Origin of the sequence: Mesorhizobium sp. WSM4898 (assembly GCF_029625845.1) — a bacterium.
GTDB lineage: Bacteria > Pseudomonadota > Alphaproteobacteria > Rhizobiales > Rhizobiaceae > Mesorhizobium.
The window spans coordinates 1-12,570 of the sequence record NZ_JARTVQ010000004.1 but is presented as its reverse complement, the minus strand read 5'-3'; the positions used below and the strand labels follow the sequence as shown (position 1 = coordinate 12,570).

At 63.6% G+C, this 12,570-nt stretch carries 17 protein-coding genes; 13 read left to right on the top strand and 4 right to left on the bottom strand.

Annotation, left to right across the window (positions count from 1 at the left end):
* The first annotated feature begins 71 nt into the window (after positions 1-71).
* Genes dapA through P9228_RS19360 form a run of 3 tightly spaced genes read left to right on the top strand, consistent with a single transcriptional unit; the run spans position 72 to position 2,245 of the window.
* Positions 72-953, top strand: coding sequence for a 4-hydroxy-tetrahydrodipicolinate synthase (dapA, locus tag P9228_RS19370; protein WP_095800125.1), 882 nt, complete (start codon positions 72-74; stop codon positions 951-953).
* 25 nt (positions 954-978) lie between these two features.
* Positions 979-1,458 carry an SsrA-binding protein SmpB gene (gene smpB, locus P9228_RS19365; RefSeq protein ID WP_067321086.1) on the top strand — a complete coding sequence of 160 codons (480 nt, stop codon included), beginning with the start codon at positions 979-981 and terminating at the stop codon, positions 1,456-1,458.
* A gap of 43 nt (positions 1,459-1,501) precedes the next feature.
* A complete protein-coding gene (locus P9228_RS19360; RefSeq protein WP_127324050.1) occupies positions 1,502-2,245 on the top strand; it encodes a GH25 family lysozyme in 744 nt (247 codons plus the stop codon).
* On the opposite strand, the gene P9228_RS19355 is transcribed toward P9228_RS19360, so the two are convergent.
* The gene (locus tag P9228_RS19355; RefSeq protein ID WP_164747319.1) at positions 2,214-2,885 is read right to left on the bottom strand and encodes a uracil-DNA glycosylase; all 672 of its coding nucleotides are present in this window, start codon (positions 2,883-2,885) and stop codon (positions 2,214-2,216) included. The genes P9228_RS19360 and P9228_RS19355 overlap by 32 nt on opposite strands.
* On the bottom strand, positions 2,882-3,463 hold the full coding sequence (locus tag P9228_RS19350) for an NYN domain-containing protein (protein WP_278054984.1): 582 nt from the start codon (positions 3,461-3,463) through the stop codon (positions 2,882-2,884). The genes P9228_RS19355 and P9228_RS19350 overlap by 4 nt, the downstream gene beginning before the upstream one ends.
* Before the next feature lie 295 nt (positions 3,464-3,758).
* Between P9228_RS19350 and rpoZ the strand changes: the two genes are divergently transcribed.
* The 4 genes from rpoZ (at position 3,759) to P9228_RS19330 (ending at position 7,666) form a co-directional block, all read left to right on the top strand.
* Entirely contained in the window at positions 3,759-4,160 is a 402-nt protein-coding gene (rpoZ, locus tag P9228_RS19345; protein ID WP_066997473.1) for a DNA-directed RNA polymerase subunit omega, read from the top strand.
* A gap of 125 nt (positions 4,161-4,285) precedes the next feature.
* Positions 4,286-6,514 (top strand): bifunctional (p)ppGpp synthetase/guanosine-3',5'-bis(diphosphate) 3'-pyrophosphohydrolase, encoded by a 2,229-nt coding sequence (locus P9228_RS19340; protein ID WP_278054981.1) that lies wholly within the window; start codon positions 4,286-4,288, stop codon positions 6,512-6,514.
* Positions 6,515-6,632: 118 nt separating this feature from the next.
* A complete protein-coding gene (pyrE, locus tag P9228_RS19335; RefSeq protein WP_278054980.1) occupies positions 6,633-7,211 on the top strand; it encodes an orotate phosphoribosyltransferase in 579 nt (192 codons plus the stop codon).
* A gap of 74 nt (positions 7,212-7,285) precedes the next feature.
* A complete protein-coding gene (locus tag P9228_RS19330; RefSeq protein ID WP_278054979.1) occupies positions 7,286-7,666 on the top strand; it encodes a VOC family protein in 381 nt (126 codons plus the stop codon).
* Here the strand turns inward: P9228_RS19330 and P9228_RS19325 are convergent.
* On the bottom strand, positions 7,647-7,778 hold the full coding sequence (locus P9228_RS19325; protein WP_259979799.1) for a hypothetical protein: 132 nt from the start codon (positions 7,776-7,778) through the stop codon (positions 7,647-7,649). The genes P9228_RS19330 and P9228_RS19325 overlap by 20 nt on opposite strands.
* 165 nt (positions 7,779-7,943) lie before the next feature.
* Between P9228_RS19325 and P9228_RS19320 the strand changes: the two genes are divergently transcribed.
* From P9228_RS19320 to P9228_RS19295, 6 genes are all read left to right on the top strand, one after another.
* Positions 7,944-8,528: a DUF2062 domain-containing protein gene (locus P9228_RS19320; protein ID WP_067321101.1), complete on the top strand. Its 585-nt coding sequence runs from the start codon at positions 7,944-7,946 to the stop codon at positions 8,526-8,528.
* On the top strand, positions 8,525-8,938 hold the full coding sequence (gene acpS / locus P9228_RS19315; RefSeq protein ID WP_067321104.1) for a holo-ACP synthase: 414 nt from the start codon (positions 8,525-8,527) through the stop codon (positions 8,936-8,938). Before P9228_RS19320 ends, acpS begins: the two co-directional genes overlap by 4 nt.
* An 80-nt stretch (positions 8,939-9,018) precedes the next feature.
* Positions 9,019-9,768 (top strand): signal peptidase I, encoded by a 750-nt coding sequence (gene lepB / locus P9228_RS19310; RefSeq protein WP_278054976.1) that lies wholly within the window; start codon positions 9,019-9,021, stop codon positions 9,766-9,768.
* A gap of 4 nt (positions 9,769-9,772) precedes the next feature.
* Positions 9,773-10,489, top strand: a complete 717-nt coding sequence (gene rnc / locus P9228_RS19305; RefSeq protein WP_066997455.1) for a ribonuclease III — start codon at positions 9,773-9,775, stop codon at positions 10,487-10,489.
* Positions 10,474-11,406: a GTPase Era gene (gene era, locus P9228_RS19300; RefSeq protein ID WP_278054974.1), complete on the top strand. Its 933-nt coding sequence runs from the start codon at positions 10,474-10,476 to the stop codon at positions 11,404-11,406. The genes rnc and era overlap by 16 nt, the downstream gene beginning before the upstream one ends.
* Before the next feature lie 40 nt (positions 11,407-11,446).
* The gene (locus P9228_RS19295; RefSeq protein ID WP_278054972.1) at positions 11,447-12,340 is read left to right on the top strand and encodes an aminoglycoside phosphotransferase family protein; all 894 of its coding nucleotides are present in this window, start codon (positions 11,447-11,449) and stop codon (positions 12,338-12,340) included.
* Here the strand turns inward: P9228_RS19295 and P9228_RS19290 are convergent.
* Positions 12,322-12,570, bottom strand: a 249-nt coding sequence (locus P9228_RS19290; protein ID WP_278054971.1) for a hypothetical protein, incomplete at its 5' end; no start/stop codon positions are given. The two genes, P9228_RS19295 and P9228_RS19290, sit on opposite strands and share 19 nt — an antisense overlap.

Genomic DNA, 12,570 nt, shown 5'->3' with positions numbered 1-12,570 from the left:
CCCAAAGTGGGCACCCGGCTTTGGGAGAGCGACATGCTTAGACCAACAAAGTCCCAAGGAGTTTGGACAATATGCTGAGAGGCTCGCTGACTGCGCTCGTGACACCGTTCGAAAAGAGCGGGCGTTTCGACGAGAAAGCCTTTCGCGCGTTTGTCGAATGGCAGATCGCCGAGGGCACCAAGGGCCTCGTGCCCGTCGGCACCACCGGCGAGTCGCCGACGCTGTCGCATGACGAGCACCGCAATGTCGTCAAGGTCTGCATCGAGGTCGCCAGGGGCAGGGTTCCAGTTGTGGCCGGCGCCGGCTCCAACAACACCGAGGAAGCCGTCGGCCTGGTGCAATATGCCGAAAAGGCAGGCGCCGATGCAGCCCTGGTCGTCACGCCTTACTACAACAAGCCGACCCAGCGCGGCCTCTACGAGCATTTCGCAGCCGTTGCCAGGGCAACCAAGCTGCCGATCATCATCTACAACATCCCGCCGCGCTCGGTGATCGACATGACCCCGGAGACGATGGGCAGGCTGCGCCACGACTTCAAGAACATCGCCGGCGTCAAGGATGCGACCGGCAAGGTCGAGCGCGTCTCGGAACAGCGCATGAGCTGCGGCAAGGATTTCATCCAGCTTTCCGGCGAGGATGCGTCCGCGCTCGGCTTCAATGCGCATGGCGGCGTCGGCTGCATCTCGGTGACGTCGAACGTCGCGCCGCGCCTTTGCGCCGAGTTCCAGGAAGCCACGCTCTCCGGCGACAGCGCCAAGGCGCTAGAACTGCAGGATCGTCTCCTGCCGCTGCATAAAGCAATTTTCGTGGAGCCCGGCGTATCCGGCGCCAAATACGCCCTGTCGAAGCTGGGCAAGGTCGAGAACGTGGTCCGCTCGCCGCTGGTGACGGTCGAAGCTTCGACCGCCGAGAAGCTCGACGCGGCGCTGAAGCACGCCGGCTTGATTAATTAGGGATGAGGCGCCACCTCTCCGCATTATGAATCAAGTCAAGAAAGCCGACCCCAACAACAGGACGGTCGCCGAAAACCGCAAGGCGCGCTTTTCCTACGAGGTGCTCGACACGATCGAGACCGGCTTGGTGCTGACCGGCACCGAGGTCAAGTCGCTGCGCCAGGGCCAGGCGAACATCCAGGAGAGCTACGCCTCCGCCGAAGGCGGCGAGATCTGGCTGATCAATTCCTATCTGCCGGAATATCTCCAGGCCAACCGCTTCAACCACGAGCCGCGCCGGCGCCGTAAGCTGCTCGTCAGCAAGCGCGAGATGGCTAAGCTTGCCCAGAGCGTGGAGCGCGAAGGCATGACGCTGGTGCCGCTGAAAATCTATTTCAACGATCGCGGCCGCGCCAAGCTCCTGCTCGCCATCGCCCGCGGCAAGAAGCTGCACGACAAGCGCGAGACCGAAAAGCAGCGCGACTGGTCGCGCGAGAAGGGGCGGCTCCTTAAGGAGCGCGGATAAAGCCACCTTCGATATGCGGGCAAGGCGAGCAGGGAGCCAAGGCTTGAGGAACGGCTTGATTGCCCTGGCCCTGGCTTTCGTGGTTCTGGCGCTTGCCACATGGGCAGAGGGCTTTTTCCGACCCCGTGCTTTCCCGCCGGATCGCAGCGAATTCCCCATAAGGGGCATCGATGTTTCGCATCACCAGGGCAGGATCGACTGGCCGCGCGTCGCGGCCGACGATGTCGTCTTCGCCATCATCAAGGCGACGGAAGGTGGTGACTATGTCGATGATGCCTTTGCTGAGAATTTGCGCCAGGCCCGCGCGGCGGGCCTCGCTGTCGGCGCCTATCATTTCTTCACCTTCTGCCGCCCGGGTGCCGACCAGGCCAGGAATTTCATCTCGGTCGTGCCGCGCGGCGAGCAGCTCTTGCCGCCGGTAGTCGACATCGAGTTCCACGGCAATTGTCCGCGACGCCCTTCGCCCGCCGAGCTGAACGCCGAACTGCTGGCATTCCTTGGCCCGGTCGAGGCGGCTTACGGCAAGCCGGCCATTCTCTATATTACCGATGAGACGGCACCGACCTATGCCGCTCATATCGCGGTTCGCCAGCGCTGGCTGCGCTCTGTGCGGGGGCCGCTGAACGACGACGACTGGGTCTATTGGCAATATCTCGACACAGGCCGTGTCGACGGCATCGACGGCGACGTCGACCTGAATGTGCTGAAGGGCGGGCCGGCGAGGCTGTCGGAGTTGTTTGCCGCGGCGCCGGACCCTAGCTCTTCAGGAAGGCTGCTATCTCCTTGAAGACATCGACGAACATCGCTTCCGTCAGGACACCGGTGTTGGTGTTGTAGCGCGAGCAGTGATAGCTGGAGAACAGCGTGATGCCGCCGGCCTGCTGGCGTCCGCCGTGGCGGAACGGAAGGGTGGCGACGCGCCCGCCCAGCGCCCGCACCGTCGATTGATGCGCGATCGAGCCCAGCGTCAGGATGGCCCGCAGATTGGCAAAGCGCGCGATCGTCGGTTTGAGGAAGGTGCGGCAGGTGGCGATCTCGGCGCCGACCGGCTTGTTTTCCGGCGGCACGCATCGCACCGCATTGGTGATCGCGGTGCCGACGAGCTCCAGCCCGTCATCGGGCCTGGCCTTGAATTCCCCGCGCGCCAACCCTTGAGCGATCAGCGTTGCGTAGAGCAGGTCGCCGGCATAGTCGCCGGTGAAGGGACGCCCGGTGCGGTTGGCGCCGCGCAGGCCGGGCGCCAGCCCGACGATGAGGAGCCTGACCGAGTCCTCGCCCTCCGGCGGCAGGAAGGTCGGCACCGGTGCATTGAACCAGCCCGGCTCGCGCTGGCGCCAGGCGGCGATGAAGTCGTGCAGCCGCGGACAAAGCGGACAATCGCGGTCAGGCTCGGGGGAGGGCGCAGCGCTCAAGGCTGCCGCGCTCAATAATCGTCCTCGTCGGCTTCAGCTGGCTCAGGCCGGCGGACCGGCCGTTCCGATGGATCGCGGCCGACTTCATGCTTCAGCGTCATGAGGTCGATGAAGTGGTCGGCCTGGCGGCGCAAGTCGTCGGAGATCATCGGCGGCTGCGAGGCCATGGTCGAGATGATCGACACCTTGCGGCCACGCCGCTGCAGCGCCTCGACCAGCGTGCGGAAGTCGCCGTCGCCGGAGAAGATGACATAGTGGTCGACGACATCGGCAAGCTCCAGCGCATCGACGGTGAGCTCGATGTCCATGTTGCCCTTGATCTTGCGCCGGCCGGTCGAGTCGGTGAACTCCTTGGCTGGCTTGGTCACCACCTTGAAGCCGTTATAGTCCAGCCAGTCGATCAGCGGCCGGATCGAGGAATATTCCTGATCCTCGACCAGCGCGGTGTAGTAATAGGCCCTGAGCAGGTAGCCGCGTTTCTGAAAGCTCGACAGAAGCTTGCGGTAGTCTATGTCGAAGCCCAGCGCCCGCGAGGTGGCGTAGAGGTTGGCGCCGTCGATGAAAAGAGCGATCTTTTCACGGGGATCGAACATTGAAAAATATCCCTTTTCAAAAATTTCTGTCGTCTAAAAGGACGTGACGGGTAGGCCCGATAATGGTCCCTCTTCCCGCCCCTTTCGAGATAACGCCAGATTTATGGATATCCAAGGGCAGGGCGCGCATTGCAAGCAATTGTGATCGGCACCAGGTAAGCAAGGCGAAGTCCGATATTGAGCGGACAGGGGCTCGTGCTTCGGCGGTGCCCGCCATAAAGCTTGTATTTCGGCGGCGTCCTTGTTATGGAGCCCGCCAGTTTTCCATCAAATCCACGCATGAAAGGGGCAGTCCATGGCCCGCGTAACCGTTGAAGATTGCATCGACAAGGTCGACAACCGTTTCGAGCTCGTGCTGCTCGCCGGCCACCGTGCCCGCCAGATCAGCCAGGGCGCGCAGATCACCGTTCCTCGCGACAATGACAAGAATCCGGTCATTGCGCTGCGCGAGATCGCCGACGAGACGCTGTCGCCGGACGACCTCAAGGAAGACCTGATCCACTCGCTGCAGAAGCATGTCGAGGTCGACGAGCCGGAGGCCGAGGGCGAGGCCATCGCCGATCAGACCGGCGCTGCCACCGCTGCTGCCGACACCGACGATGCCGAAGAGAACATCGCCTTCGACCGCATGAGCGAGGAAGACCTGCTGGCCGGCATCGAGGGTCTGGTGCCGCCGGAAAAGAGCGACGACTACTAAGCTCTTGGACACGGGCCTGGATCAAGCATCCGGGACTTCCGTATCGTCAGTTTCGTGGCTATCTATGGGATGCGTCGCACGCCGGTGCGGCGCATCAATCATTTCATCACCGCGAGATTTCGCCCATGATGCGTCAGTATGAGCTTGTCGAGCGCGTGCAGCGCTACAAGCCTGACGTCAACGAGGCGCTGCTCAACAAGGCCTATGTCTACGCCATGCAGAAGCATGGCCACCAGAAGCGCGCCTCGGGCGATCCCTATTTCTCGCATCCGCTGGAAGTGGCGGCCATCCTCACCGAGATGCATATGGACGAGGCGACCATCGCCGTTGCCCTGCTGCACGACACGATCGAGGACACGACCGCCACTAGGGCCGAGATCGATGAATTGTTCGGCCCCGAGATGGGCAAGCTGGTCGAGGGACTGACCAAGCTGAAGAAGCTCGACCTCGTCTCCAAGAAGGCCGAGCAGGCCGAGAACCTGCGCAAGCTGCTGCTGGCGATCTCCGAGGATATTCGCGTTCTGCTGGTCAAGCTCGCCGATCGCCTGCACAACATGCGCACGCTCGACCATATGCCCGAGTCCAAGCGCTTGCGCATCGCCGAGGAGACGATGGATATCTATGCGCCGCTCGCCGGCCGCATGGGCATGCAGGGCATGCGCGAGGAACTTGAGGAGATCGCGTTCCGCTACATCAATCCGGAAGCCTATCGCGCCGTCACCGCGCGGCTCGCCGAAATCTTCGAGCGCAACAAGGGGGTGCTGGACGAGATCGAGAAGGCGCTGTCCGGCCTGTTCGAAAAACACGCGATCAAAGCCGGCGTCAAAAGCCGGCAGAAGAAGCCTTGGTCGGTGTTCCGCAAGATGGAGGCCAAGGCGCTCTCCTTCGAGCAGCTCTCCGACATCTTCGGCTTCCGTGTGATCGTCGACACCGTCGAGGACTGCTACCGCGCGCTTGGCGCCATCCACACCACCTGGTCGATGGTGCCTGGCCGCTTCAAGGATTACATCTCGACGCCGAAGCAGAATGACTACCGCTCGATCCACACCACCATTGTCGGCCCGTCGCGCCAGCGCGTCGAATTGCAGATCCGCACCCGCGAGATGAACAAGATCGCCGAATACGGCGTCGCCGCGCATTCGATCTACAAGGACAGCGGCGGCAAGCCGAACGGCGCAGCGCACGCGATCTCCAAGGAGACCAACGCCTATGCCTGGCTGCGCCGCACCATCGAGCAACTGGCCGAGGGCGACAATCCCGAGGATTTCCTGGAAAACACCAAGCTCGAGCTGTTCCAGGACCAGGTGTTCTGCTTCACGCCCAAGGGCATGCTGATCGCCCTGCCGCGCGGCGCCACCCCCATCGACTTCGCCTATGCCGTCCACACCGATGTCGGCGACACCTGTGTCGGCGCCAAGGTCAACGGCCGCATCATGCCGCTGATGACGGAGTTGAAGAACGGCGACGAGGTCGAGATCATCCGCTCCAAGGCGCAGGTGCCGCCGGCAGCCTGGGAATCGGTCGTTGTCACCGGCAAGGCGCGCGCCGCCATCCGCCGCGCCACCAAGAATGCCATCCGCAAGCAATATTCCGGGCTCGGCGCCCGCATCCTCGAACGCGCCTTCGAGCGCGCCGGCAAGAACTTCACCAAGGAAAGCCTGAAGCCGGTTCTGCATCGCCTGGCGCGCAAGGACATAGAGGACGTGCTGGCCTCTGTCGGCCGCGGCGAGCTTGCCTCGACCGATGTCATGAAAGCAGTCTTCCCCGACTACAAGGACGAGCGCGTCACGGTCGCGGCGCCCAAGCAGCGCGAGGAAGGCTGGTCCAAGATCCGCAACGCCGCCGGCATGCTGTTCCAGATGCCCGGCCGCGCCGCGCGCAAGGGCAAGGACCAGCAGCGCGACGGTGCGGTGCCCATCCGCGGCGTGCGCGGCGACCTGCCGGTGCGCTTCGCGCCGGAAGGGGCGGTGCCCGGCGACCGCATCGTCGGCATCATCCAGCCGGGAACCGGTATCACCATTTATCCTATCCAGTCGCCGGCCCTGCAGGCTTTCGACGACCAGCCCGAGCGCTGGATCGATGTGCGCTGGGATATAGACGAGCGGACCAAGGAGCGCTTCCCGGCCCGCATCTCGGTCACAGCCATCAATGCGCCGGGCTCGCTCGCCGACATCGCGCAGGTCGTCGCGTCCAACGATGCCAACATCCACACGCTGTCGATGGTGCGCACCGCGCCCGATTTCACCGAGATGCTGATCGACCTCGAGGTTTGGGACCTGAAGCACCTCAACCGGCTGCTGTCACAGCTAAAGGACAATTCGAGCGTCAGCGACGCACGGCGTGTGAATGGGTGAATAGTGAATAGTGAATGTGAATAGTGAATAGGTTGCTCTCACTGCCATTCACCATTCACCATTCACCCTTCGACTCACTACTCACTACTCACCGCTCGCCAAGGGCATGGAGCGAACAATGAAAACCGATGAAGTGCTGGGCATTTTCCGCGAGGCCGGCGCGGTTCTCGAAGGGCATTTCATCCTGACGTCCGGCCTGCGCAGCCCCATCTTCCTGCAGAAGGCGCGCGTCTTCATGCATGCCGACAAGACCGAGCGCCTGTGCAAGGCGCTGGCCGAGAAGATTCGTGAAGCGGTGCCGGGTAGGATCGACTATGTCGTCGGCCCGGCGATCGGCGGCCTGATCCCGGCTTACGAGACCTCGCGCCATCTCGGCGCGCCGGCGGTCTGGGTCGAGCGGGAAGGGGGCGAGTTCCGGCTCCGCCGCTTCGAGATCGCCAACGGATCGCGCGTCGTCATTGTCGAGGACATCGTCACCACGGGTCTCTCGATTCGCGAGACCATCGACTGCCTTCGCCAGCTCGGCGCCGAGGTGGTGGCGGCCGCCTGCATCATCGACCGCTCGGCCGGCAAGACCGATGTCGGCGTGCCGCTGATTGCGCTCGCCGAATATGAGGTGCCGGCCTACCCGCCCGACCGCCTGCCGCCGGAACTTGCCGCCATCCCTGCCGTTAAGCCGGGAAGCCGAAATATCTGATCTGGCGATGAATGAAAACAAGCACCTGAGGGTGCCGGTTGAATCTCTTTGCCAGCGAAGCGCGCAGAGGCCCCATGATAGCCGGCATCGATCATTTCGTCCTGACGGTCCGGTCTGTCGAAGCGACTTGCGACTTCTATCAGCGCGTGCTGGGCATGGGGCGGCTGGACGAGCCGAGCCGGCCGACCGCGCTTCTGTTCGGATCGCAGAAGATCAACTTGCACGAGGTCGCTCGCACCTTTGAGCCGAAGGCAAAGGCGCCGACCCCGGGCTCCGGCGATTTCTGCCTCATTGCTGCGGTGCCTCTTGCCGACATCCGCGCCAGCCTCGAAGCCAACGGTGTGGCGGTCGAAGTCGGACCTGTCGAGCGCACCGGTGGTCGCGGCAGGATGATGTCGGTCTATTTCCGGGATCCCGACGACAACCTGGTCGAGGTCAGCGAATATCGAACTTAGCTGAAAAGCCCAGGCTGACCGCGTCCGATACCTCGGCGCCGCGGTCGCGCAAGGACGAATGGCCAAACATGCTTTGCCCAGTCTTCCTCAGTTTCGCCAGAATGGCGCTCATGTAAGAGCCTGCGGCAGACCATCGCGGCGACGTTTCGCTGTTCCGTGGTCTGGCAATCGCCGCTATAGCAAAGTTTTGTTGCCTTCCTGCGCCGGTGAAGCGCAAGATATGTTGACGCGACCCGGCTGGCAGGGAAGCGTGTGTTGGACCAGGAACCGAAACAGAGTGCTTTTTCGACGCCGAGAGCCTGATGGCCTCCTTGAGCGGGTGCGTACTTACCTATGGCCGCGCCGCTCGTTCTCGCGCTCCGTTCAGTATTTCTCCAAGCGCATTCTGCGGCTGAAAGCGACGCCCCATTCGGTGGCCGCCGGAGTCGCGGCAGGCGTTTTCGCCTCCTTCTTCCCGCTGGGCTTCCACTTCATCATCGCCGCCGTGCTCTGCTGGGTGATCGCCGGCAATCTGGTGGCGGCAGCCCTCGGTGCGGTGTTCTTCGGCAATCCGCTGTCCTTCCCGCTGCTCTGGGGCGCGTCCTGGGAGACTGGCAAGCTCATCCTGCATGAACATCTGCCCAGGCATGGGCCGCCGGAGCATCTCGGGGAAATGATGCACACGCTTTCCTTCGCCAAGCTGTGGCACCCGATCCTGGAGCCGATGCTTCTCGGCGCGGTGCCCCTCGGCTTGGTCTTTGGGCTCGTCTTCTATGGTGTCACGCGGTGGGGCATGACCGCTTTTCGCGCGCAACGGCAGCGGCGAATGACCGAGCGAGCCAGGAAGGCCCGGCAGGGCGGACGGGAAGTTCCCGCGGAATGATCATCGGCATCGGCAGTGACCTGATCGACATCAGACGTATCGAGAAGTCCCTGGAACGGCACGGCCAGCGCTTTATCCAGCGTATCTACACCGAGGTCGAGCAGGCCAAGTCGGAGAAGCGCGCGGCCCGTGCCGCTTCCTACGCCAAGCGCTTCGCCGCCAAGGAGGCCTGCGCCAAGGCGCTTGGCACCGGCATGGCCGAGGGCGTCTTCTGGCGCGACATGGGCGTGGTCAACCTGCCCAGCGGAGCGCCCACCATGGCGCTCACCGGCGGCGCTGCCGCCAGGCTGGAAAAAATCCTGCCCAAGGGCCACCATGCGCTGATCCACCTCACCATCACCGACGATTTTCCACTTGCTCAAGCCTTTGTGATCATCGAGGCAGTGCCCGCCGAACAAGCGCCACATTGATTCCATCTGACCACGGGCGGCATGACGTTGCCCAGCGCGCGCCGAGACTCTATACCAACCAACGCACAATCGAGGACGACATGAGCGTGGCTGAAAAATCGCAGAAGAAATCCGGCGGGCTTGGGGAAACCTTTTCCGTCATCATCCAGGCTCTGCTGCTCGCGCTTGTCATCCGCACGCTGCTGTTCCAGCCCTTCTCCATCCCCTCCGGCTCGATGCGGCCGACGCTGCTCGAAGGAGACTATCTGTTCGTCACCAAATGGGCCTATGGCTATTCGCGCTACTCGCTGCCCTTCGGCCCCAACATTTTCTCCGGCCGCATCTGGGGCTCTGAGCCCAAGCGCGGCGACGTGGTCGTGTTCAAGTTCCCGCCGGATCCGTCCGTCGACTACATCAAGCGCGTCGTCGGCCTGCCCGGCGACAAGATCCAGGTCAAGGACGGCCAGCTCTTCATCAACGGCACCGCCGTGCCGCGCGAAAAGGTCGGCCAGATCGACAATCCCGACATCACTGAGGTCGACCGTCCCGTCGACGTCTATCGCGAGACGCTGCCCAACGGCGTCACTTATGACACGCTCGATCTGACGGCCAATTCGATCGGCGACAACACGCGCGAGTTCGACGTGCCGCCCGGCCACTATTTCATGATGGGCGACAATCGCGACAATTCCTCCGACAGCCGCTTCACCGTCGGTTTCGTGCCGGCCGAGAACCTCGTCGGCCGCGCCAACGTCATCTTCTTCTCGATCGCCGACGGCGCAAGCCCGTTGGAAATCTGGAAGTGGCCGTCGCTGATGCGTGCCGGCCGCCTGTTCCATCTCGTCCACTAAGGTCATGGCGGCGACCAAGCGTTTGACCGCCGATGCCCTTGCCGAAGCGCTTGTCGAGCGCACCGGCCACGCCTTCGCCGACCGCCAGCGTCTGCAGCGCGCGCTGACCCATGCCAGCGCGCGTTCGACGCATGCCGGCGTCGACTACGAACGCTTCGAATTTTTGGGCGACCGCGTTCTCGGCCTGGTCGTGGCCGACATGCTGCTCGCTGCCTTTCCGGATGCCGCCGAGGGCGAGCTGTCGCTTCGCCTCAACGCGCTGGTCAATGCCGAGGCGCTCTCCGAGATCGCCGAGGAGATCGGCCTGCCGGAGCTGATCCGCGCCGGCTCCGACGTGCGCAATCTCGAAGGCCGCAAGCGAACCAATCTGCGTGCCGACGCGCTGGAGTCGCTGATCGCCGTGCTTTATCTGGATGGTGGCCTTGAGACTGCCCGCGCGTTTATCCATCGCTACTGGCAGCCGCGCTCGCAGGCGATCGGTGCTGCCCGCCGCGACGCCAAGACCGAGCTGCAGGAGTGGGCGCACCAGGCGGCGTCGGGCGCGGTGCCGGCCTACCGGGTGGATGCTCGCGAAGGGCCCGACCACGACCCGCTGTTCACCGTCAGCGTCAAGGTCGGCTCTTTCGCGCCGGCGATCGGCAGCGGCCGTTCCAAGCGCGAAGCGGAGCAGGCGGCGGCGGCCGCGTTGCTGCTGCGCGAAGGCGTATGGAGCGCTGCATGACCGCCACCGAAACCTCCGAAACGCCTCCTACGCGCTCAGGCTTCGTCGCCCTGATTGGCGCGCCCAATGCCGGCAAGTCGACGCTGGTCAATCAGCTGGTCGGCGCGAAAGTGTCGATCGTCACCCACAAGGTGCAGACCACCCGAGCCATCGTGCGCGGCATCGCCACGCATCACAACGCGCAGATCGTCTTCGTCGACACGCCCGGCATCTTCAAGCCGAGGCGGCGGCTGGACACGGCAATGGTCACCACCGCCTGGGGCGGCGCCAAGGATGCCGATGTCGTGGTGCTGCTGATCGATGCCGAACGCGGCATCAAAGGCGATGCCGACGCCATCCTCGACCGGCTGAAGGACGTCAAGCAGCCGATGCTGCTCGTCCTCAACAAGGTCGACCGGGTCAAGCCGGAGACGCTTCTTGCTTTGGCCGCGGCAGCGAACGAAAGAGTGCCTTTCAAGCGCACCTTCATGGTCTCGGCGCTCACCGGCTCCGGCTGCAAGGACCTGCTCGATTATCTTGCCGAGACGCTTCCAGCCGGTCCCTGGTACTATCCGGAATACCAGATATCCGACCTGCCGATGCGCCAGCTCGCGGCCGACATCACGCGTGAAAAGCTTTATCTGAGACTCCATCAGGAGCTTCCCTATTCCTCGCATGTCGAGACCGAGAAGTGGGAGGAGAAGAAGGACGGCTCGGTGCGCATCGAGCAGGTCATCTATGTCGAGCGCGAGAGCCAGAAGAAGATCGTGCTTGGCCACAAGGGCGAGACGATCCGCGCCATCGGCCAGGCCGCGCGCGCCGAGATCGCCGAGATCCTCGAGCAGAAGGTGCATCTTTTCCTGTTCGTCAAGGTGCGCGAGAACTGGGGCGATGACCGCGAGCGCTATCGCGAGATGGGATTGGAGTTTCCCAACTGATCCATGTCGCCCAAAAGCGACGCGGTTTTGGGATAACGACATGCACAGCCCGAAGATAGATATCGACACCGCTCTCGTGCGGCGGCTCGTCGACGCGCAGTTTCCCGAATGGCGGCATCTGCCTGTGAAGCCGGTCGCGTTCGGCGGCTGGGACAACCGCACCTTCCATCTCGGCGACGCGATGGCGGTCAGGCTGCCAAGTGCTGCTCCCTATGCACTGCAGGTCGAGAAGGAGCATCGCTGGCTGCGCAAGCTTGCGCCGCTTCTGCCACTGCCGATTCCCGAGCCGCTCGCCATGGGCGAGCCGGCGGCGGGCTATCCCTGGCACTGGTCCGTCTACCGCTGGATCGAAGGCGAGACGGCGAAAGTCGGTCACATCGCCGACCTTCGCGCGTTCGCGGTCTCGCTGGCTGAGTTCCTCGTAGCCCTGAAACGGATCGATCCGACCGCGGGGCCGGCACCTGGCCAGCACAATTTTTATCGCGGCGGCCCGCTGGCCGTCTATGACGGCGAGGCGAGACAGGCCATCGCTGCGCTTGAAGGCCGGATCGATACGCAAGCCGCCACTGCCGTCTGGAAGGCGGCGCTTGCTGCCGGCTGGCACGGCTCGCCCGTCTGGTTCCACGGCGATGTCGCCTCAGGCAATCTGCTGGTCGAGGACGGCCGTCTGAGCGCTGTCATCGACTTCGGCACGTCGGGCGTCGGCGATCCCTCCTGCGATCTGGCGATTGCCTGGACGCTGTTCGAGGGCGAGAGCCGCGAGGCATTCCGCGCGCGCATCGCCGTCGATGACGCGACCTGGGCGCGCGGACGCGGCTGGACGCTGTGGAAGGCGCTCATCACCGTTGCCGGTCACGACGCCAACCAGGCCGAGGTCGGGAGGCAGCGCCGGGTGATCGACGAAGTGCTCGCCGATCATCGCAAATTGGGATGACGGCGCCAAGCAGGCGCCGCCATCGGTCGAGTATTCTTGCAGTGGCAAGTCGCTTCGCCGGCCGTCGCATAAAGCTTTCCGTGCACGTAATAGGCAACGATCGCGATCGCGATGACCGCCCAGATCGCGACGCCGAGCCATTGCTGCTGGATATAGAGCGGCGGATTTTCATGTGCGTCCATAGCCTGCGGCAGTGAAGTAGTTTCTGCATTCTGTTGGGGATAACAGAT